This window comes from Citrobacter sp. CK188 (assembly GCF_030333525.1).
GTDB lineage: Bacteria > Pseudomonadota > Gammaproteobacteria > Enterobacterales > Enterobacteriaceae > Citrobacter_B > Citrobacter_B koseri.
The window spans coordinates 25,134-46,810 of sequence record NZ_JAOWFU010000028.1 but is presented as its reverse complement, the minus strand read 5'-3'; the positions used below and the strand labels follow the sequence as shown (position 1 = coordinate 46,810).

At 55.7% G+C, this 21,677-nt stretch carries 18 protein-coding genes; 9 read left to right on the top strand and 9 right to left on the bottom strand.

Annotation, left to right across the window (positions count from 1 at the left end):
- Positions 1–30: 30 nt before the first annotated feature.
- The 4 genes from OGV67_RS05170 to OGV67_RS05155 all read right to left on the bottom strand — a co-directional run bounded on the left by OGV67_RS05170 (position 31) and on the right by OGV67_RS05155 (position 5,744).
- Entirely contained in the window at positions 31–960 is a 930-nt protein-coding gene (locus OGV67_RS05170) for a substrate-binding domain-containing protein (protein WP_115608930.1), read from the bottom strand.
- A gap of 39 nt (positions 961–999) precedes the next feature.
- Positions 1,000–1,986, bottom strand: a complete 987-nt coding sequence (gene iolG, locus OGV67_RS05165) for an inositol 2-dehydrogenase (protein ID WP_012134755.1) — start codon at positions 1,984–1,986, stop codon at positions 1,000–1,002.
- Between the two features lie 315 nt (positions 1,987–2,301).
- Positions 2,302–4,227, bottom strand: coding sequence for a 3D-(3,5/4)-trihydroxycyclohexane-1,2-dione acylhydrolase (decyclizing) (iolD, locus tag OGV67_RS05160; RefSeq protein ID WP_115614497.1), 1,926 nt, complete (start codon positions 4,225–4,227; stop codon positions 2,302–2,304).
- Positions 4,228–4,238: 11 nt separating this feature from the next.
- The gene (locus OGV67_RS05155; protein ID WP_012134758.1) at positions 4,239–5,744 is read right to left on the bottom strand and encodes a CoA-acylating methylmalonate-semialdehyde dehydrogenase; all 1,506 of its coding nucleotides are present in this window, start codon (positions 5,742–5,744) and stop codon (positions 4,239–4,241) included.
- Positions 5,745–5,957: 213 nt separating this feature from the next.
- Here OGV67_RS05155 and OGV67_RS05150 point away from each other — a divergent pair, with 213 nt between their 5' ends.
- Positions 5,958–6,791 (top strand): MurR/RpiR family transcriptional regulator, encoded by an 834-nt coding sequence (locus OGV67_RS05150; RefSeq protein ID WP_047463948.1) that lies wholly within the window; start codon positions 5,958–5,960, stop codon positions 6,789–6,791.
- Between the two features lie 127 nt (positions 6,792–6,918).
- Here the strand turns inward: OGV67_RS05150 and OGV67_RS05145 are convergent, their stop codons facing one another.
- The gene (locus tag OGV67_RS05145) at positions 6,919–7,605 is read right to left on the bottom strand and encodes an RloB family protein (protein ID WP_181899683.1); all 687 of its coding nucleotides are present in this window, start codon (positions 7,603–7,605) and stop codon (positions 6,919–6,921) included.
- A 15-nt stretch (positions 7,606–7,620) separates the two neighbouring features.
- Positions 7,621–8,922 carry an AAA family ATPase gene (locus OGV67_RS05140; RefSeq protein WP_012134761.1) on the bottom strand — a complete coding sequence of 434 codons (1,302 nt, stop codon included), beginning with the start codon at positions 8,920–8,922 and terminating at the stop codon, positions 7,621–7,623.
- A 273-nt stretch (positions 8,923–9,195) separates the two neighbouring features.
- Between OGV67_RS05140 and OGV67_RS05135 the strand changes: the two genes are divergently transcribed.
- A complete protein-coding gene (locus OGV67_RS05135; RefSeq protein ID WP_012134762.1) occupies positions 9,196–9,552 on the top strand; it encodes a KPN_00521 family repetitive protein in 357 nt (118 codons plus the stop codon).
- 91 nt (positions 9,553–9,643) lie between these two features.
- Here OGV67_RS05135 and OGV67_RS05130 read toward each other — a convergent pair whose 3' ends face one another.
- Together OGV67_RS05130 and tctD are read right to left on the bottom strand one after the other, a co-directional pair.
- Positions 9,644–11,056, bottom strand: a complete 1,413-nt coding sequence (locus OGV67_RS05130) for a sensor histidine kinase (protein ID WP_047461775.1) — start codon at positions 11,054–11,056, stop codon at positions 9,644–9,646.
- Positions 11,043–11,717 (bottom strand): transcriptional regulator TctD, encoded by a 675-nt coding sequence (tctD, locus tag OGV67_RS05125; RefSeq protein WP_058667992.1) that lies wholly within the window; start codon positions 11,715–11,717, stop codon positions 11,043–11,045. Before tctD ends, OGV67_RS05130 begins: the two co-directional genes overlap by 14 nt.
- A 152-nt stretch (positions 11,718–11,869) precedes the next feature.
- Here tctD and OGV67_RS05120 point away from each other — a divergent pair, with 152 nt between their 5' ends.
- Genes OGV67_RS05120 through OGV67_RS05110 form a run of 3 tightly spaced genes read left to right on the top strand, consistent with a single transcriptional unit; the run spans position 11,870 to position 14,818 of the window.
- Positions 11,870–12,847, top strand: a complete 978-nt coding sequence (locus OGV67_RS05120) for a Bug family tripartite tricarboxylate transporter substrate binding protein (protein ID WP_049010221.1) — start codon at positions 11,870–11,872, stop codon at positions 12,845–12,847.
- A gap of 11 nt (positions 12,848–12,858) precedes the next feature.
- Positions 12,859–13,293: a tripartite tricarboxylate transporter TctB family protein gene (locus tag OGV67_RS05115; RefSeq protein ID WP_160880288.1), complete on the top strand. Its 435-nt coding sequence runs from the start codon at positions 12,859–12,861 to the stop codon at positions 13,291–13,293.
- A 10-nt stretch (positions 13,294–13,303) separates the two neighbouring features.
- Positions 13,304–14,818 (top strand): tripartite tricarboxylate transporter permease, encoded by a 1,515-nt coding sequence (locus OGV67_RS05110; protein WP_012134767.1) that lies wholly within the window; start codon positions 13,304–13,306, stop codon positions 14,816–14,818.
- A gap of 36 nt (positions 14,819–14,854) precedes the next feature.
- Here OGV67_RS05110 and OGV67_RS05105 read toward each other — a convergent pair whose 3' ends face one another.
- Positions 14,855–16,330: an alpha/beta hydrolase gene (locus OGV67_RS05105; RefSeq protein WP_258865983.1), complete on the bottom strand. Its 1,476-nt coding sequence runs from the start codon at positions 16,328–16,330 to the stop codon at positions 14,855–14,857.
- Between the two features lie 254 nt (positions 16,331–16,584).
- Here OGV67_RS05105 and glaH point away from each other — a divergent pair, with 254 nt between their 5' ends.
- Genes glaH through gabT form a run of 4 tightly spaced genes read left to right on the top strand, consistent with a single transcriptional unit; the run spans position 16,585 to position 21,638 of the window.
- Positions 16,585–17,562 carry a glutarate dioxygenase GlaH gene (glaH, locus tag OGV67_RS05100; protein ID WP_115614493.1) on the top strand — a complete coding sequence of 326 codons (978 nt, stop codon included), beginning with the start codon at positions 16,585–16,587 and terminating at the stop codon, positions 17,560–17,562.
- Positions 17,563–17,589: 27 nt separating this feature from the next.
- Complete coding sequence (lhgD, locus tag OGV67_RS05095) at positions 17,590–18,858, top strand: L-2-hydroxyglutarate dehydrogenase (RefSeq protein WP_200003626.1); 1,269 nt, start codon at positions 17,590–17,592, stop codon at positions 18,856–18,858.
- Between the two features lie 23 nt (positions 18,859–18,881).
- Positions 18,882–20,330 (top strand): NADP-dependent succinate-semialdehyde dehydrogenase, encoded by a 1,449-nt coding sequence (gabD, locus tag OGV67_RS05090; protein WP_058667994.1) that lies wholly within the window; start codon positions 18,882–18,884, stop codon positions 20,328–20,330.
- Between the two features lie 24 nt (positions 20,331–20,354).
- Positions 20,355–21,638, top strand: coding sequence for a 4-aminobutyrate--2-oxoglutarate transaminase (gene gabT, locus OGV67_RS05085; protein ID WP_012134773.1), 1,284 nt, complete (start codon positions 20,355–20,357; stop codon positions 21,636–21,638).
- Positions 21,639–21,677 lie beyond the last annotated feature (39 nt).

Below are 21,677 nucleotides of genomic sequence, written 5' to 3'. Positions count from 1 at the left end.
GCCGCCGCAGCGACGGCGGCTCCGGGCAAATCAGTTACCGGCTTCGCCGATACGCTCGGCCTGTTGCAGGTTCTCTTTGGTGATTAACGTCGGCGGATAATCCGCACCGGTGATGGCTTTCTTCTCACGCACGTTCGCAACCAGCTGGCTCATCGCCGTCTGTACCGCGAAGCCCGGACGCTGATCCGCCGTCGCCGCCATCCAGCCGTCGCGTACCCGCGCCAGCGCTTCCGGCACCGCGTCAAATCCCGTCACCAGAATTTCGCCCGGTTTCACCCCCTGCCCCTGCAACGCTTCAATCGCGCCCAGCGCCATATCATCGTTGGCGGAGAGGATGACCTGCGGACGTTTTTTCAACGACGGCAGCACGCTTTCAACAATGCGCATTCCTTCCGAACGCATCCAGTTACCGGTCTGGTCAGCAACAATGCGGTACGTATCGCCCCCCGCCTTCAGGCTGTCGCGAATGCCTTTGGTGCGTTCAATATTGGAAGAAGACCCCGGCTGGCCGGTCAGCAGCACAATGTCCGCGCCGTCAGGAAATTTGCTTTTGACAAAGTCGCCAATGGCCTGGCCGCCCTTGTAGTTGTTCGCGCCAAAATGCGGAACCTGCTTCTGGCTATCGACGGAGCGATCGAGCGTCACCACCGGCAGATTAGCGTCCTGAATCTCGTCCACCGCGCTGGAAACTGCGTTGACATCATTCGGGGAGACGATGAATCCCTGGGCGCCACGGGTGATGGCGTTTTCCAGATCGGCAACCTGCTTCGGCGAACTTCCCTGCCCGTCCAGAACCTGTAGGCTGACGCCCATCTCTTTCGCGGCTTTCACCGCCGTGCGCTGCATGTGAACTTCAAACGGCATTGCCAGGTTCGGCGTGCTGAAAACAATTTGTTCGTTCTCGGCCATTGCCGCCCCGGCTGTCATGGCGATGAAGGCGGCTAAAATCAGCTTTTTCATTGTTATGTCTCTCTGTGTAGGGTGTGTTGTTATGGAAAATCAGAGGAGAACTTCACGCTGGCTGTGCAATGACTCCAGCGCTTTATCAGCCAGATACAGCGCACGCTCACCGTCATCACCGCTGCACTCCGGCACTGCCTCGCCGCGCAAGATGGCGACAAAGTGCTCCCACTCGGCGGCATAGGCAGCCTGATAACGTTGCAGGAAGAAATGCTCAGGCAGCGCGCTGGTGCAGCCGTTCTGGCCAAAGTGCTGCACCTGGTTTTCGAGGATATTGCCCGCCGTAAGCAGACCTTCGGAACCGTGCAGTTCCAGACGCTGGTCATAGCCATAAGACGAGCGACGGCTGTTAACGATGGTCGCCAGCGCGCCGGAGGCATACTTGAGCACGATAAACGCGGTGTCGATATCGCCTGCCGCGCCAATTGCCGGATCGACCAGATTGCTTCCCTGGGCGTAGACCGAAACAGGCTCTTCCCCCATGATGAAACGCGCCATATCGAAATCGTGGATGGTCATATCGCGGAACATCCCGCCGGAGACGCGCACATATTCCGCAGGCGGCGGAGAAGGATCGCGGGAGATAATCAGCAATGATTCCGGCTTGCCGATGCGCCCGCTCTGCGCCTCGGTTTTAACGCGGCGGAACTGTGGGTCGAAACGACGGTTAAAACCGATAAACAGCGGCACGTCGAACTCTTTGACCACTTTCAGGCAGTCGCGCACGCGGGCAAGATCAAGATGTACGGGCTTTTCACAGAAAATGGCTTTGCCGTGGCGGGCGGCCAGTTCAATCAAATCGGCGTGGGTATCCGTGGCGGAGGCAATCAGCACGGCATGAACATCAGGATCGGTCATCGCCTCATCAAGACTTTGCTGACGGGCCTGATATTGCGTAGCCAGGCGGGAGGCAAAGGTCTCGTTCGGATCAACGACAGACCACAGGGTAGTCTCTTTGTGGGTTGCGATGTTAGCGGCATGTACCTGACCAATTCGGCCAGCTCCCAGTAAAGCAATGTTAAACATAACGGCTCCCGGTGTTGGTGAATGCGGTGAACTAACGACCCCTTAAATAAAACATTTATTTCATTTTTATAAATAGTGAAAATTATGTTTTTGCGCGCAAGTTAACATTCTTGTGATGATTGAGGTGAATTTTGTTATCAATCTCACAACACAACGATGGAGAAGATGCAGAAATTGGCCCCCTTTCATTCAGAAAGAGGGCGAGGAGTGAAGAAACAGGAAAAATGAAATGAAAATTTCGTTGTCGCAGGTTGCCGGATGGCGGCGCGAACGCCTTATCCGGCCTACGGGTTAGCGCCATCCGGCATTACTCACTCAATACTGACGCGCCTTTTTCACCTGCCCGAACGTCTGCTCGGCGGCTTTTCGCACCGACGGTGAATCGGCCACCTGCGCATCGCCGGTGCGCCACCATGAGGCGTAATCGTGAGTCATCGTTTTTGGCAGCACTTTAATATCCAGCAGCGTCGGCCCCGGATGCGCGCGCGCCGCCTCCAGCGCCGTCAGCAGGCTCTGCTCATCATGTACCCGCCACGCCCGGCAGCCGTAGCTTTGCGCATTTTGGGCGAAATCAACCGCCACCAGCGGGCCGTCCAGCTGGCCGGATTGTGGTTGACGGGCGCGATTCTCGGTGCCAAAACTGCCCATCCCATGCCCCATTTGCAGGTTATTGATGCAGCCAAACCCGCCGTTATCAAACAGCAGGATGGTGATTTTTATCCCCTCCTGCACCGCCGTTTGCAGCTCAGAATGCAGCATCATGTACGAACCGTCGCCCACCATCGCATAGACCGGCTGCTGCGGCTTCGCGAGTTTCGCCCCAAGCGCGGCCGCAATTTCATACCCCATACAGGAATAGCCGTACTCCAGGTGGTAGCTGTCGGGCGTTTTCACCTGCCAGAGACGCTGCAAATCGCCCGGCAGCGATCCCGCCGCGCCGACCACAATGGCGTCATCCTCAATGTGCTGGTTGATAATCCCCAGAACGCGAGTCTGAGTCAGCCGCGTGTTCAGCGCTTCACTGTATTCCGCCAGCTGCGCATCAAGGTGCCCGGCAATTTCCGGCGCGTCATCCGGGCGCCACTGGCGAGACCACAGCCGGCGGCACTCCTCGTCCCAGGCCGATTTCACCTGCGCCACCTCGTCTCCCCAGCCGCTGCGATAATCCTGAAGCCCTTCCGTCAGCGCCGTCAGACCGGCGCGGGCATCGGCCACCAGCGCCGTGGCGTCCAGTTTGAGGGCGTCGAACTCGGCGACATTCAGCAGGAGAAATTCTACGTCCGGGTGTGCAAACAGCGCTTTCGAACCGGTGGTGAAATCGGTCAGACGCGTGCCGACGCCGATAACCAGATCGGCCTGTGGCGCAAGCTGGTTTGCCGCCAGCCCGCCGGTAACGCCAATACCGCCCAGATTCAGCGGATGGTCGCTGACCAGCGCGCCTTTCCCGGCCTGCGTTTCCGCAAACGGCAGGTGCAGGTTTTCCACAAACTGACGAAACGCGTCGTGCGCGCCGGAATAACGCACCCCGCCGCCGCAAACCACCAGCGGGCGGCGTTTACGGGCAATCAGCGCCCGCGCCTGCGCCAGCCGGTGTGGGTCCGGCGGTCGTCTTTCAATATGGTGAACGCGACGGGCAAAGAAACTCTGCGGGTAATCCCAGGCTTCGCCCTGCACATCCTGCGGTAAACAGATCGTCACCGCGCCGGTATCAGCCGGATCGGTCAGGGTGCGCATGGCGTTAAGCATCGCGCTCATCAACTGTTCCGGGCGGTTGATACGATCCCAGTAGCGCGAAACCGGGCGAAAGCAGTCGTTGGTGCTGATACTGAGATCGTGGTACTGCTCAATTTGCTGTAATACCGGGTCCGGCTGGCGGCTGGCGTAGATATCGCCCGGCAACAGCAGCAGCGGAATACGGTTCGCTGTCGCCGTGGCCGCCGCCGTCACCATATTAGCCGCGCCGGGCCCTACCGAAGAGGTGACGGCGTAAATGCGCTGGCGACGGTGCTGTTTCGCGAACCCTGTCGCCATGTGCGCCATTCCCTGTTCATTACAGCCCTGATGCACCCGCAAGTGCCCGGCGTCCTGCTCCAGCGCCTGCCCGATGCCGAGTACGTTGCCGTGGCCGAAGATGGTCGCCACGCCTTCGATGAACGGCATCTCCTGCCCGTCTACATCGACGTACTGTTGGTTGAGAAACTTGACCAGCGCCTGCGCCATGGTCATACGTACGGTTGTCATAAGTCCCTCCGTCAGCCCAGCGTTGGCATGGAGAACGCGGCGCCGCTATCCTGCTGCATCTCCGGCCAGCGGGCGGTAACGGTTTTCATGCGGGTATAAAAACGCACGCCGTCATTACCATGAACGTTAAGCGGACCAAAAATAGACCGTTTCCAGCCGCCGAAGCTGTGGAACGCCATCGGCACCGGAATCGGCACGTTAACGCCGACCATCCCGGCCTGCACCTCTTCACAGAAACGACGCGCGCAGCCGCCGTCGCGGGTAAAGATCGCCGTCCCGTTGCCATATTCATGGCGATTAATCAGATCCACCGCGCTGGCGTAATCCTTCACCCGCACCACGGAGAGTACCGGGCCAAAGATCTCTTCTTTGTAAATCGTCATCTCAGGCGTGACGTTATCAAACAAGGTCGGCCCGACGAAAAAGCCCTGCTCGTGGCGCTTCACGCTAAAGCCGCGACCATCCACCCGCAGCCGCGCGCCCTGCGCCTCGCCGCTGTCGATATAGCCCAGCACTTTACTGCGATGTGCGGCGGAGATCAGCGGGCCCATCTCATTTTCCGGCGTTTGATCAAGCCCCGGCCCAACGCGTAACGCGGCGATCTGCGTTTCCAGCCGCGCGCAAAGTTCGTCCGCCGTGTTATCCCCCACCGCCAGCACCACGGAGAGCGCCATACAGCGCTCGCCCGCCGCACCATACGCCGCGCCCATAATCGCATTGGTCGCCATATTCATGTCTGCGTCCGGCATCAGAATGCAGTGGTTTTTCGCCCCGCCCAACGCCTGACAGCGTTTGCCGTGCGCCGACGCCGTCTGATAAATATATTCTGCAATCGGCGTCGAGCCGACAAAACTGACGGCCTGAACACGCGGATCGGTCAGCAGAACATCCACCGCTTCTTTATCGCCCTGCACGACGTTAAAAACGCCATCCGGCAGACCGGCCTCTTTCAGCAGTTTTGCCAGCGCAAGCGGCAGCGAGGGATCTTTTTCCGACGGCTTAAGCACAAAGGTATTGCCGGTAGCCAGCGCGATGGGGAACATCCACATCGGCACCATCGCCGGGAAGTTGAACGGGGTGATCCCGGCGCACACGCCCAGAGGCTGCATCAGTGAATGGCTGTCAACGCCGGTGCCGACATTCGCCGAATGTTCGCCTTTTTGCAGGTGTGGAATGCCGCAGGCAAACTCGACCACTTCCAGACCGCGCGTCAGTTCGCCCACCGCATCAGAATACACTTTGCCATGTTCTTCACTGACCAGCCGGGCGAGCGAATCCATGTTCTGCTCCAGCAGCGCTTTAAAACGAAACAGCACTCGCGCGCGTTTCAGCGGCGACTGCCTTGACCAGGCGGCAAACGCCTGCTGCGCAGCGGCAATGGCTCGCTCCGTTTCCTGCGCCGTGCTCATCACCACCTGACGAATTTGCTCGCCCGTGGCGGGGTTGAAGATCGCCTGAATGCGCTGGCCTGAGCCTGTAACACATTCGCCGTGAATAAAATTCGCTACCGTCTCCATCCTGAACCTCTCGCTGTTAATACGTGACTGTTACCCGAACACTGTATATGAAACAAACGTTCTATTTTAAGTTGAAATAAAATAAATATTGATTATTGTGATCAGGAATGGATTTTTATGTTAACAGGCTGCATCGCCGGGCCGGATGTATCACTAACATTTAAAATGTACGGTTTTGCGTTTAGAATCAGAAAACTAAGTATGGGGGATAACATGACGACAGCATCCAGTCTGAGCGAGCTACAGCAGCAAATTCGCGACCGTTACGATAGTCTCAGTAAACGATTGCAGCAGGTGTCCCGCTATGTGCTGGATAACACTAACAGCGTAGCGTTCGATACCGTCGCCGTCATCGCCGAGCGGGCGGACGTGCCGCCATCGACGCTTATCCGTTTCGCCAACGCGTTTGACTTCACCGGTTTCAACGAAATGAAACAACTGTTTCGTATGAACCTGGTGGAAGAAACGGCCAGCTACAGCGATCGCGCGCGGCTGTTCAGAGAGATGGAGAGCGAATCCGTACCGGAAACGCCGTTAGACATTCTGCAAGAATTTGCCCGTTCGAATGCTCAGGCGCTGCAACAGCTGGCGTCGCGTACCGATCCCGACATGCTGCAACGCGCCGTTCAATTACTGGCGGAGGCCGACACGATTTATATCGCTGGCCTGCGGCGCTCTTTTAGCGTGGCCGCCTATCTGACTTACGCGCTCAGCCACCTTGAATGCCGCCCAATACTGCTTGATGGCATGGGGGGTATGCTGCGAGAGCAAATCAGCCGAATCAAGAGTCGCGATATCGTTATCTCCATCAGCTTTTCCCCTTACGCAGAAGAGACGGTCATGGTCAGCGAAACCGCAGCCAGCGTCGGCGCAAAGCAAATTGTCATTACCGACAGTCAGATAAGCCCACTGGCGACCTTCAGCGATCTCTGCTTTGTGGTCAAAGAGGCGCAGGTAGACGCTTTTCGCTCACAGTCCGCAACGCTTTGTCTGGTGCAGTCATTGGTTGTCGCTCTGGCTTACAGGCAGGGAAACAGTCATAAATAATCGTTAAGGCGTGGACGAAGATAATATTGCTTAAAATAGCGTTATTTTTTGATCATGCGTTAATTCAAAATGCCCCTTTACAGGGGCACAAACGCAACGTTTTTTCGTGTGTAGTATTACTCTTTATTTATCTTTTCGCTGGCGCGAAAACTTTTTCATGTAAATCCAGATATAACTCATCAATCTGCGTAAACGGATTGATACAATCGTTCTTCTCAAGCCATGCTCTGAGCCTGACGCTTTCCTCACACGCCTTAAGACCATTTTTCTTTATTAGGCTATAGAGTCCATTATACTTTTCGCTATAATCTTTCAAATGCGTATTTTTAAGGTATTCCTTGCAGTTCTGTGCCGCGCTTTTATTTGCTTTAACAAATGGCCGTCTTAACACTTCATAATGGAGTAAAAACCAGACCTCGATGCAGGGATCAGAACGCAGGATCTTCGCCTGAGGATACCGGTCGCCACCAAGGGACTTTTTACGCCGTGAAAAAGTATGTTCTTTTAACATACTGGATGCCAGGTCAATATCTTTCCCAAACTCATCCGTATCAATTAGGCAATAAATCAGCTCAAATTCAAGATCCTGCTCATAAAGATCAATAGCGGTACGTACAACGCTACTTGGGTTTGAATGGCGCCCAGGTTCAATATAAACGTCTGTATTCGCTATTTTAAGGTCTTTAACCATATCCTTAAAATAGGTTGGTTCGGTCTCCGTACCTTCGCAAACGATCAGGGTTTTCTTACGCTCAGATTTAACTTTACCGCTGCCTCGTTTTTTCAATGCAGAAGGAGAAATTAACTCTTTCATTTTCCTGGCCATCATTCACCCCAAAAAAGGAACGCCACCAAATTTACCCAAATCCCAGCCTTTTATAATAGAGTCCTCAAACCTGGGGGCAAAATCGCTCAGTGGATAAAGCACGGTTTCAAGCTCGCTATTTTTCTCCAGGAACCATATTTGATCCCGTCTGACGAGTTTTTCCGTATCTAATAGAACGTTTGAATGCGTTGTGAGAATCAGCTGCAAAAGACGTTCAGAGTGTTTGACCATTAACTCAAAAATCGCTCTGACGATATAAGGGTGGAGCGATGATTCAAACTCATCAAGAACCAGTACGCTTTTTTCACCGGCCTCACAGCACAGTAAAAGAATGCCTGATAGATCGAATAACTTCTTCGTTCCCGAAGATAACCTTTCATAAGGGATGTTTTTCTTGATACCGCTGGACGTCGTATGTTCTAAGACAATTTGAAAACCGACATCGCTCAATATCATTTTTTTCATTTCTTCTGGCATCTCATCAGGTAACGTCACATTCTTTTTCGTTACCGAAATATCAGAAATAGAAAGATCAAACTTGTTTAAAAACTCAAGTATTTTATTTTTTTTCTGTTCATCGCCATCAGCCAGATCGTCTAAAAAAGAGTATCTGGATGCCATTCGGAAAACATCATCATTGCGATTACTGGATACAATTAAATCGCCTCTGAACCAGTTAATAAACTCATCCAGTTGTGAGACATCATAAGCATGCAGAATGGATACGAATGGCGAGCGTTTGCTATTATTGGCTTTTTCTATCGCCACTTCATACGTTTTTTTATCTATCTGCAACGATGGGCAGTAGTATTCGAACTCATTGGTTTCAGCATTATATACTCTGGAGATAATCGTCTTTGGTCTTACCCCTTTTTTTGAGTAAACCCATAAACCTTCAGCTTCTATCGCGTCTGTACCGATAGATAACGTATACTGATATCGTTCACCAGTCGTGCCGATAAAACTGATCTCAAAATCAGTAGGCGCGGTTAACTGTTCCTCATCAAAAATAAATTTAGGTATTTCTCTGTCGATAAACCGCGTTCTTATTGAATCATTCTGTGAACTATCAGCAAACCCTCTAAGGATATAGGATTGCAGAAAATCTAAAGCTTCAACAAAACTACTTTTGCCCGCGCCGTTAGCACCATAAATGACTGCGACCTTATTAATCAGCAGATCATCAAAATGCTCAGCTGTTGCCGTCGTCTCTGGATGCTCTTTATAAGATTTTTTAGCAGCCATCGATAAAGTTTGTTTTTGGCTAAAAACTTTAAAATTCTGCACTGAAAATTCAATAAGCATTTATAACTCCTTTTTTTGTGAAAAAATCACAAATTTTCCGGTTAAAGCCTATCACGCAACCTTCCCGATTACCAGATCAACGTTGTCTGATTGTCAACCCATATGACCGCTTATCACGGCAGTTTCTACAATATTCACAACCCCCTACGGAGCCCCCGTCTCTCCCGCCGCCAGACCTCATTGATTCAATTACAGTTTATTCCTAAAGCCACCGCCTTTCTGCCGTGTCATGCTTAACCACGCATATAACTGATAACGTTAAGCGAGGTTCTTATGAAAAAAACAATGATCGCCTTATCTGCACTTCTGCTGGCTTCCCCTGTTTTTGCTGCGACCACACACGCGACCGATAACGACGTTGCAGCCGCTCACGAAAGCGCAAATACCGCCAAAGAGAAACTGCACCAGGCGCAGAATCAGGGTGAAGAGCTGAAACTGAAATCTGAACATGCCGCTGAAGGTAAAAGCGACAACCTGAGCAGTAAAGTGAGCGAAGGCTCGCAGAAGGCCTGGAATAAGACCAAAGAAGGCACCGAAAAAGGCTGGAATGCCACGAAAGAAGGTGCTGAGAAAGGCTGGAACAAAACCAAAGAAGGCGCAGCAGAACTTGAGAAAAAAGTCAGCGAATAATTTTGCCTGACATGAGAAAAAAGCCGCTAATGCGGCTTTTTTTATTCCCGCGAATCACCCTTTATTCGGTCTGCGGTGATGACGTTTTTATTTACTGCGCCGTCGTTAAAAACCGCACCCGCACACGCAGACCGCCCAGCGTTTCACTGCGCGACAGTTGCGGATGGGTACGGTGCAGGCGGGCGATGTCGTTAACCAGCGCCAGACCGATCCCCGCCCCGCTCTCATTCCCCACGTTAGCAAGCCGATGAAACGGCATCAGCGCCTGCGGGATCTGTTCAGCGTCAATCCCTGGCCCATTGTCTTCCACCACCAGCACAACAGCCTCGCCATCCCGCAATAGCCGTGCCGTTACCGTTCCCTGCGACGGCGTATATTTCAGCGCATTATCCAGCAAATTCGCGCACAGCTCGCCGAGCAAAACGTCATCCCCTTCAATCCACACCGCCTCTTGCTCACCTTCATACCCCAGATCGATAGCCTTGCTGCGCGCCTGCGCCAGACGGCTAAAACAGCTCATCTGCACCACCTCATACAGATTAACCGGCAAGAACTGTCGCTCCCCCTGCTCTTTACGTTTCACCGCCGACAGTTGCAACAGCCGCTCCGTCAGCAAAATCGTGCTATCCAGCGTTGCGCTCATCGCCCGCAAACTTTCGTGCCACTGCTGCGGCTGTTGACTGGCTAACGCCACCGCTGCCTGCGTTTTCAATACGGCCAGCGGCGTTTTTAATTGATGGGACGCATCGGCGCTAAAGCGTTCCTGACGGGAGATCAGCGCGCGCAGGCGATCAATGTAGCGGTTAAAGGCGACGATCAGCAGCCGGGTCTCTGACCAGGGCAGCAGTTCCGGCAAGGGTGTCAGCAGGCCCGGTTCACGACGCACCATCAGCGAGGAGAGCTGGCGCATCGGCTTCAGAATGCGTCGCAGCAGCCAGCCAACGAGAATCAATGTCAGCAGCACCAGCAGCCCTTGCGACACCCATGAGGAGAACAGCAGTTGCCCGGCCAGATAGCGCCGGGACTGTAGCGTCTCGGCAACGTAGATCTCCGCCATCCCGAATATCGCCCCTTCATTTACCGGCTGGAGCAGACGCGCCACGCGGATCGCCTGTCCGCGATACTGGGTGTGATAAAACCACGCCAGCGCCGGGTAGAGCCGGGTTCGCGAGGTGGAAGGCGGCATCGCGGGCAGATCGTCATAACCGGAGATCACCTTGCCGCCCGGGTCCACGACTTTGTAATAGAGACGATCGTTCATGTTGAGTTCAAAGCTGTCGAGCACCACCCAGGGGACATTCACCTCCAGTTTGTCGTGGCGCACTACCAGCCGTTCCGCCACCGTTCTCGCAGAAGAGAGCAGCGTCCTGTCGTAGGCCTGCGTCGCGGCCTGTAGCGCGCTAACGTAGCTGTTAAATGCCGACAACCCCCACAGCAGCACCAGCGGCAATCCGAGGAACAACAACAGTTGCAGGTACAGCGACTGGGGTTTAGCCCACCTCATCGCCGCACTCCAGCACGTAACCCAGACCACGCAGGGTGGTGATCCGCACGTTACTGCCCTGCAATTTTTTCCGCAGACGATGGATATAGAGTTCGATGCTCTCCGGGCTGACCTCATCGCTCAGGCTGAAGATCTGTTCAAACAGCTGCTGGCGCGACACCGGTCGCGTTCTGCGGTACATCAATACCGTCAGCAACGCCTGCTCACGCGGGGTCAGCGCCAGCGGCTGCGCCTGAAGCAAAAAGTAACCCTCATCGTGAAACGCCAGATCGCCAAGCTGCTGCAACTCCTGCACCTGACCCGCGCTGCGCCGCAGTAATGCCCGCAGCCGCGCATCAAGTTCTTCAATCTCAAACGGTTTTGGCAGATAGTCATCCGCTCCGACGTTCAGCCCTTTCACCCGATCCGCCACCGCGCTGCGCGCCGTCAGCAGCAGCACCGGCAGCGTTTGTCCACGCTTGCGCAGGCGCTGCACCACTTCCAGTCCGTCCAGCCCCGGCATGTTGATGTCGAGCACCGCCAGCGCATAGGTCTCAGTGTGCAGAAGATGATCGGCCGCCTGGCCATCGAATACGCAGTCCACGGCAAAACCGTTCTGCACCAGCGCTTTTTCCAGCCAGTGAGCCAGTTCACGGTTATCTTCCGCTAATAAGAGACGCATATCACATCCTGTAAAGTTTCTGCCGCATTGAAAGGGAATTGAAAGGTTATTGTTTTAACAATCACGCAACCGAACTGCTACATGTCGGCTCACATAATCACAAAAATCTTCTTCCGTATCTGAAAACTCGGACGTCCGCGTGAGGATAAACAATGAAAAAACAATTACTTCGTGCCCTTACTGCCAGCGTTTTACTGATGAGCACCGCTGTACTGGCGCAGGATGCGCCGTCGCGTACTGAATGTATCGCCCCGGCCAAACCCGGCGGCGGGTTTGATCTCACCTGTAAGCTGATTCAGGTGAGCATGATGGAAACCGGCGCTATCGAAAAACCGATGCGCGTCACCTACATGCCGGGCGGCGTCGGCGCGGTCGCCTATAACGCTATCGTCGCCCAGCGTCCTGGCGAACCGGGGACGGTCGTCGCCTTCTCCGGCGGCTCGCTGCTTAATCTGTCGCAGGGGAAATTTGGTCGTTACGGCGTGGATGACGTGCGCTGGCTGGCGAGCGCCGGTACTGATTACGGCATGATCGCCGTGCGCGCCGACTCCCCGTGGAAGTCGCTAAAAGATCTGCTCGCCGCGATGGAGAAAAATCCTGACAGCGTGGTGATTGGCGCTGGCGCATCGATTGGCAGCCAGGACTGGATGAAGTCGGCGCTGCTGGCGCAAAAGGCCAATGTCGATCCGCACAAGATGCGCTACGTGGCGTTTGAAGGCGGCGGCGAGCCGGTCACTGCGCTGATGGGCAACCATGTGCAGGTAGTTTCCGGCGATCTCAGTGAAATGGTGCCTTACCTGAGCGGCGATAAAATTCGCGTGCTGGCGGTATTTTCTGAAGAACGCCTGCCGGGTCAGTTAGCCAACGTCCCGACCGCCAAAGAGCAAGGATACGACCTGGTCTGGCCGATCATTCGCGGCTTCTACGTGGGGCCAAAAGTCAGCGATGCCGACTACCAGTGGTGGGTAGAGACCTTCAAAAAGCTCCAGCAGACCGACGAGTTTAAAAAGCAGCGCGAGCTGCGCGGCCTGTTTGCATTCGACATGACCGGAAAGCAGCTTGACGACTACGTCAAAAAGCAGGTCGCCGATTACCGCGAGCAGGCGAAAGCCTTCGGCCTCGCGAAATAAACCTGGGGGCAATCATGAGCGATCGTATTTTTGCAGGTATCTGGCTGTTGCTCTGCGTTGCCGGGCTGTTCATCGCCTGGCAGATTCAGAGTGAATACAGCTACGAACCGGTCGGCCCTCGCCCGTTTCCGCTGGGCATTATCGGTCTGATGGCGCTCTGCGCGCTGGCGCTGTTATTGCGTCATCCCGATACCGTTAGCTGGCCTCACCACCATGTGCTGCAAAAGCTGCTCACGATGGTGATTGTCCTGCTGATGTACGCCTGGGGATTTGAGTGGCTGGGCTTCCCGGTTGCCACCGCCATTCTCACCCTGGTCATCGGCATTCTGTTCGGCGCAACAATCCCGGCTGCGGGCATTTCCGGCGCGGTTCTCGGCATCCTGCTGTGGTATGCCTTCGACCGTCTGCTTGACGTCACCTTACCTCTCGGCGCCTGGCTGAGTTAACGGAGAAACGATGGATACCTGGATATATCTTTCTCAGGGTTTTGCGGTGGCAATGACGCCGGAAAACCTGGTGATCGCGCTGATCGGCTGCTTCGTCGGCACCATTGTCGGCCTGCTGCCGGGTCTTGGCCCGATTAACGGCGTGGCGATTTTACTGCCGCTGGCTTTCGCCCTGCATCTGCCTGCGGAGTCCGCGCTGATCCTGCTGGCTACGGTTTATATCGGCTGTGAATACGGCGGGCGTATTTCGTCGATTCTGCTCAACGTGCCCGGCGATGCGGCGGCTATCATGACCGCGCTCGATGGTTATCCGATGGCGCAACAGGGGCGCGGCGGCGTCGCGCTTTCCATCTCGGCGGTCAGTTCATTTTTTGGATCGCTTATCGCCATCGGCGGGATCATCCTGTTCGCGCCGTTGCTGGCGCAATGGTCGCTGGCGTTTGGCCCGGCGGAATACTTTGCGCTGATGGTCTTTGCCATCGCCTGCCTCGGCAGCATGATGGCGCAAAATCCACTGAAATCATTTCTGGCAGCGCTGATCGGTCTGGGTCTGGCGACCGTCGGCGTAGACGCCAACACCGGGGTTTATCGCTTTACTTTTGACAGCGTACATCTCTCCGACGGTGTGCAGTTCATCGTGGTGGTGATCGGTTTGTTCTCTGTCTCAGAAATTCTATTAATGCTGGAACATACCAGCAGCGGCCAGAAACTGGTACGCAAAACCGGGCGCATGTTGTTTAACGCCAAAGAAGGGGCGCAGTGCGTAGGCGCAACGTTACGCTCATCGGTGATTGGCTTCTTCGTCGGCGTGCTGCCGGGCGCAGGCGCCACCATCGCCAGCGCCATCACCTACATGACCGAGAAGAAGATCAGCGGCAACAGCGACAGCTTCGGTAAAGGCGATATCCGTGGCGTGGCGGCACCGGAAGCCGCTAACAACGCGTCGGCCTGCGGTTCATTCATCCCCATGCTGACGCTCGGCGTTCCGGGTTCCGGCACCACGGCGGTAATGATGGGAGCGCTGACGCTGTATAACATCACGCCAGGGCCTGCGATGTTCACCGAACAGCCGGATATCGTCTGGGGGCTGATCGCCGCGCTGCTGATCGCCAACGTGATGCTGCTGGTCATGAACATCCCGCTGATTGGCATGTTCACCCGTATGCTGACCATCCCGCTGTGGTTCCTTGTCCCGGCGATTGCCGCCGTGTCTGCGGTCGGCGTGTACGCGGTACACAGCACCACGTTCGATCTGGTGCTGATGGTGGCGCTCGGCATACTGGGCTACATTCTGCGCAAAATGCACTTCCCCATGTCGCCGCTGATCCTCGGCTTTGTGCTGGGCGAAATGCTGGAGCAGAACCTGCGCCGCGCGCTCTCTATCAGCAACGGCAATATGGCGATTTTGTGGGAGAGCGGTGTGACGAAAGCGCTGCTGACGATGGCGATAGCGGTGATTATCATCCCGCCGCTGCTGCGCCTGCTCCGCAAACGCAACAATAAGCCACAGGTGGATATCGGCTAACGGATTGCCGGATGGTGTTGCGCCATCCGGCAATCATCACTGTCGCGCCTCAATCCGCTGTAGCATATACGGGAAGAAAGGATTCGACGTCACGCGCATCAGCGTATCCAGCCCCACCGCCAGCGTGGACGTTTCCCCGCGCAGCGCGATAGTCCCGATACTGATTCCATAGCGGTTCAGTTCGTCCGGTTGCAGACCATACAGCGAATCACTGAGCGGAAACGGCACCGCCACATGCGACAGCGAATACATCTCCTGCGGCCAGGCCAACGGCAACGGCTGAACCTGCTCCACATGCTCCCCGGCCGGGGTATCGCGCGCCACGGCGTTCAGCGTTTCCGGCGTCGCATTCGTGATAATTGTCGTGCGATAGTTGCGCGGCGCAGGCGGTAACAACTGAGTAATGGCGGTATACGATGAGGTGCGCAACAGCGGACGCAGGCTGGCGGCCTGATTGATATCGAACAACACCAGTTCACTGCCGTTATTGCCCAGCCAGCGATAAAACGAATCCACCACCGCACGGGTGCTCACCGTGGAATCCATAATTGACTGGAAGGTCAACACCGGCGGCAGTTCGTTAAGGCGGGAGCTTCGCGCATCCCGCGAAATCTGCTGTTGTAATGCTTTTGTCAGCAGATAAGACTGACGCGCGGCGTTAACCGGAAACGAGTTATATTTGAACGGATTATATTCTGGCGTGACGTTCAACCACGCCGCTTTGGCAAACGCTGGAAAGAGCGCAGGCAAACCCGCCAGTCCGGCAAAACGAGCAAATGCCGTCACGCCGATCATCGGCGACAGCAGGATAAGCTGCTGAGGACGCCGCAACGTGTTGTCTTCCAGCGCGTCCAGCGTGTACTTGAGCGCCAGCGCCCCGCCGTTTGAGTAGCCCACCAGATGCAATGGCACATCTCGCCCCGCAAGCCGCGTCGCTTCCCGAACCGCCAGCCGCGAGGCGGCAAGCCACTGTTCCCACTCCACCGCCGTTAACGCACCGGGAGCGGTGCCGTGCCCAGGCAAACGCGGCACAACGGCGATAAAGCCACGCTGCTGATAATCCTTAGCAACGTATTTCATGCTGTAGGGCGAATCCGTTAAGCCATGCAGTAACACAGCGACACCACGCGGTTTCCCCTGCGGCATGAGTACGTACGAGCGATTGCCGTTGGGCGAAAACTGCGGCGGCCAGACCCGGCTGTTATGGTAAAAACGGTTGATGGGCGTCTGCTCATCCGGCTTCAGCTTATCCGTCACCCCGGTTTTCAGATGGCTAAACAGCGTCTCTTCCCGCGCCAGGTACTGCGAAAAAGTGGCCTTGTCCAGCGCGTTGGCAGACATTTCGCTACCGGTCCAGGTATGCCAGAGATGAAGATCGGGCCCGCTTTCTGTCTGGTAAACCCGCACGCCAAGAAAAACGATCAGAACCACAAGCAGCGTCAACGCCACATGCCTGATGAGCGATGCCAGTCCGGCACTCATCCATTTAAGGCGTCGGAATAGATTTTTTATCAATGGCTTAATCCCTGTCTCCCGCTCATCTGCTATTTCACAAACAGAATCAGTTTAGATTGCGGATGTAAATCCTGTCTCATTTCTTAATCCCCGATATTTATAATGTTAAATATTTGTTGTTTTTGATCACAAAAATTAAACAAATCGTCAGTTTTGTATGCGTTTATAAAAAATGTAGATATTTTTAGTTTATGGCTACGAAATGAGCATCGCCATGTCTCCCTGACCATTTACTGAGAGGATCGATTCTGATGAATGCACTGACCGCCGTAAAAACAAATGCTGATAGTGTCACCCGCAGCGACGCCGGATTTACCTTCACCCCTTCCGTACAGTCGCCGCGTCTGCTGGAGCTGACCTTTAGCGCAAAAACGACGGCGCAATTTTTGCAGCAGGTGGAACAGTGGCCGGTACAGGCGCTGGAATACAAATCCTTTTTACGTTTTAAGGTCGGTCAGATCCTCGACGCCTTATGTGGCAACCAGCTACAGCCGCTGCTTATTAAAACGCTGCTGGATCGCGCCGAAGGCGCACTGCTGATCAACGCCGAAGGGATCGACAACGTAGAACAGGCTGACGAGATGGTCAAGCTGGCGACGGCGGTGGCGCACCTTATCGGGCGCTCTAATTACGATGCGATGAGCGGCCAGTACTACGCGCGCTTTGTGGTGAAGAACGTCGATAATTCAGACAGCTACCTGCGACAACCGCACCGCGTGATGGAGCTGCATAACGACGGCACCTACGTTGAGGAAGTTACCGACTACGTGCTGATGATGAAAATCGACGAACAAAATATGGCGGGCGGAAACTCACTGTTACTACACCTCGATGACTGGGAGCATCTGGAGCGCTTTTTCAGCCACCCGCTGGCGCGTCGCTCCATGCGTTTTGCCGCGCCGCCGAGCAAAAACGTCAGCCACGATGTTTATCATCCGGTATTTGACGTTGACCAGCAGGGGCGCCCGGTCATGCGCTATATCGACCAGTTCGTCCAGCCAAAAGATTTTGAAGAGGGCGTCTGGCTCAGCGATCTCTCCGATGCGCTGGAAACCAGCAAAAACATCCTCTCTGTTCCGGTGCCGGTCGGTAAATTCCTGTTGATTAACAACCTGTTCTGGCTGCACGGGCGCGATCGTTTTACGCCACACCCGGATCTGCGCCGTGAACTGATGCGCCAGCGCGGTTATTTCGCTTATTCCACCCGTTGCTACCAGACTCATCAATAAGCGCGGTCAGACGAAGGAATTAAGCGGATGTATGATTTTGTGATTATTGGCGGCGGCATTATCGGCATGTCGACCGCCATGCAGCTTATTGATGTGTATCCAGACGCCAGCATCGCCCTGCTGGAAAAAGAGTCCGAACCGGCCTGTCATCAGACGGGTCACAACAGCGGCGTGATCCATGCCGGGGTCTACTACACTCCCGGTAGCCTCAAAGCGCAGTTTTGCCTCGCCGGAAATCGCGCCACCAAAGCCTTTTGCGATCAAAACGGCATTCGCTACGACACCTGCGGAAAAATGCTGGTGGCGACATCCGAACTGGAAATGATACGGATGCGGGCGCTGTGGGATCGCACGGCGGCAAACGGCCTGGAACGCGAGTGGTTAAGCACGGCGGAACTGCGGGAGCGGGAGCCGAACATTACCGGTCTGGGCGGGATTTTTGTTCCCTCCAGCGGAATTGTCAGCTACCGGGACGTGACGGCGGCGATGGCGAAAATCTTCCAGGCCAAAGGCGGTGAGATTGTCTACAACGCGGAGGTCAGCGCGCTGAAGGAACATGCAGCGGGCGTGGTGATCACAACCCGGGGCGGGCAGATATACGAAGCCTCAACCCTGATTAGCTGTTCCGGGCTGATGGCCGACCGGCTGGTTAAAATGCTGGGGGTCGATCCCGGTTTTATCATCTGCCCGTTCCGTGGCGAATATTTCCGCCTGGCGTCGCAGCATAATCAAATCGTTAACCATTTGATCTACCCCATTCCCGATCCGGCGATGCCGTTTTTGGGCGTCCACCTCACCCGGATGATCGACGGCAGCGTTACCGTCGGGCCTAACGCCGTGCTGGCTTTTAAACGAGAAGGCTACCGGAAAGGCGATTTTTCATTATCCGATACGCTGGAAATTTTCGGTTCGTCCGGCATCCGCCGCGTGCTGCAAAACAATTTGCGCTCAGGGCTTGGCGAGATGAAGAACTCACTGTGCAAAAGCGGCTATCTGCGGCTGGTGCAAAAATATTGCCCCAGCCTGACCTTAAAAGATTTGCAGCCGTGGCCTGCGGGCGTGCGGGCGCAGGCGGTGTCGCCGGATGGCAAGCTGATCGACGATTTCCTGTTTGTTACCACGCCACGATCCATTCACACCTGCAATGCGCCCTCTCCGGCGGCCACATCAGCCATTCCCATCGGGGCGCATATCGTCAGCAAAGTGCAGACGCTGCTGGCAAGCCAGAGTCATCCCGGACGCACGCTACGTGCGGCGCGTCGCGTGGACTCATTAAACGCCGCATTCACCCGTTAACCCTTTTAAGACAGGAAGCAATCATGCAACTTAACGATCCCACCTTGTTCCGCCAGCAGGCGTTTATCGAGGGGCAATGGCGCGACGCCAGAAGCGGCGACACAATCGCCGTAACCAACCCAGCGAACGGTCAGCCATTAGGCAGCGTACCGAAAATGGGGGCAGAAGAGACCCGTGAAGCCATTGACGCCGCTAACCGCGCGCTGCCCGCCTGGCGCGCGCTCACCGCCAAAGCGCGGGCGAATATTCTGCGTCGCTGGTTCAATTTGATGATGGAGCACCAGGACGATCTCGCCCGCCTGATGACGCTGGAACAGGGGAAACCGCTGGCGGAGGCAAAAGGAGAAATCAGCTATGCCGCCTCCTTTATTGAATGGTTTGCCGAAGAGGGTAAGCGTATCTATGGCGACACGATTCCAGGCCACCAGGCCGATAAGCGCCTGATCGTTATCAAGCAGCCGATTGGCGTCACCGCCGCCATCACGCCGTGGAATTTCCCCTCGGCGATGATTACCCGCAAAGCCGGCCCGGCGCTGGCGGCCGGTTGTACGATGGTTCTGAAACCCGCCAGCCAGACGCCGTTTTCCGCCCTGGCGCTGGCTGAACTGGCGAACCGCGCCGGGGTTCCCGCAGGCGTCTTTAACGTCATCACCGGTTCTGCGGGAGCGGTCGGCAATGAACTGACCAGCAACCCGCTGGTGCGCAAACTGTCGTTTACCGGCTCAACCGAAATTGGCCGTCAGCTGATGGAACAGTGTGCGAAAGACATCAAAAAGGTGTCTCTGGAGCTGGGCGGCAACGCGCCGTTCATCGTCTTTGATGACGCCGATCTGGATAACGCCGTAGAAGGCGCGCTGGCCTCTAAGTTTCGCAATGCCGGGCAGACCTGCGTCTGCGCTAACCGCCTGTATGTACAGGACGGCGTGTATGACCGCTTTGCGGAAAAACTCCAGCAGGCGGTGAGCAAGCTGCATCTCGGCGATGGCCTGCAAGCGGACGTCACCACCGGGCCACTGATTGACGAAAAAGCGGTAGCCAAAGTGCAGGAGCACATCGCCGACGCGCTGGAGAAAGGCGCAAAAGTGCTCTGCGGCGGTAAGGCGCATGCGCTCGGCGGCAACTTCTTCCAGCCCACCATCCTGGTGGACGTCCCCAATAACGCGAAAGTGGCTAAAGAAGAGACGTTTGGCCCCCTCGCCCCGCTATTCCGCTTTAAAGATGAAGCGGACGCGATCGCGCAGGCGAACGATACCGAGTTCGGTCTGGCGGCCTATTTCTACGCCCGCGATTTAAGCCGCGTGTTTCGCGTCGGCGAAGCGCTGGAGTACGGCATTGTCGGCATCAACACCGGCATTATCTCCAACGAAGTCGCGCCATTCGGCGGGATTAAAGCCTCCGGTCTTGGCCGCGAAGGTTCTAAGTACGGCATCGAAGATTATTTAGAAATCAAATACATGTGTATCGGCCTTTAAAAAAACAATACTGGAGAACACCTGATGAGCAGCAATAAAGAATTAATGCATCGCCGCAGTAACGCCGTCCCCCGCGGCGTAGGACAGATCCACCCTATTTTTGCCGATCGCGCGGAAAACTGCCGGGTCTGGGATGTAGAAGGCCGCGAGTATCTCGATTTTGCAGGCGGTATTGCGGTGTTGAATACCGGGCACCTGCACCCGGAGATCGTCTCGGCGGTCGAAGCACAACTGAAAAAGCTGTCGCATACCTGTTTTCAGGTGCTCGCCTACGAGCCGTATCTGGAGCTGTGCGAACTCATGAACCAGAAGGTGCCAGGCGATTTCGCGAAGAAAACCCTACTGGTGACTACCGGTTCCGAAGCGGTGGAAAACGCGGTGAAAATCGCCCGTGCGGCGACAAAGCGTAGCGGCGCCATCGCTTTTAGCGGCGCTTATCATGGCCGTACCCACTACACCCTATCGCTGACCGGAAAAGTCAATCCCTACTCTGCCGGAATGGGGCTGATGCCAGGCCACGTTTACCGCGCGCTCTACCCTTGCGCCCTGCACGGCATCAGTGATGATGACGCGATTGCCAGCATCCAGCGCATCTTTAAAAACGATGCCGCGCCGGAAGATATTGCCGCCATCATCATTGAACCGGTACAGGGAGAAGGCGGTTTTTATGCGGCCTCGCCCGCTTTTATGCAGCGTCTGCGCGCACTCTGCGACGAACACGGGATCATGCTCATTGCCGATGAAGTGCAAAGCGGCGCGGGGCGTACCGGTACGCTTTTCGCGATGGAGCAGACAGGCGTCGCGCCGGACCTCACCACCTTCGCCAAATCGATTGCCGGCGGCTTTCCGCTGGCGGGAGTAACCGGTCGCGCCGATGTGATGGACGCCATCCCACCGGGCGGTCTGGGCGGCACCTACGCCGGTAATCCTCTCGCCTGCGCCGCCGCGCTGGCGGTACTGAACATTTTCGAGCAGGAAAACCTGCTGCAAAAAGCCAAAGACCTGGGGCAAACCCTGCGTAAAGGGCTGCTGAATATTGCTGAAACGCACCGCGAGATTGGCGACGTGCGCGGCCCGGGAGCGATGATCGCCATTGAGCTGTTTGAAAATGGCGATCGCAGCAAACCGGACGCGAAGCTGACCGCCGACATCGTCGCCCGCGCCCGTGATAAAGGGCTGATCCTGCTCTCCTGCGGGCCGTACTACAACGTGCTACGCATTCTGGTGCCGCTGACTATCGAAGAAGCGCAAATTCAGCAAGGACTGGACATCATCGCTCAGTGTTTTGATGAGGCGAAGCAAGGTTAGGTCGTTGTAGGCCGGATAAGGCGCTTGCGCTGCCATCCG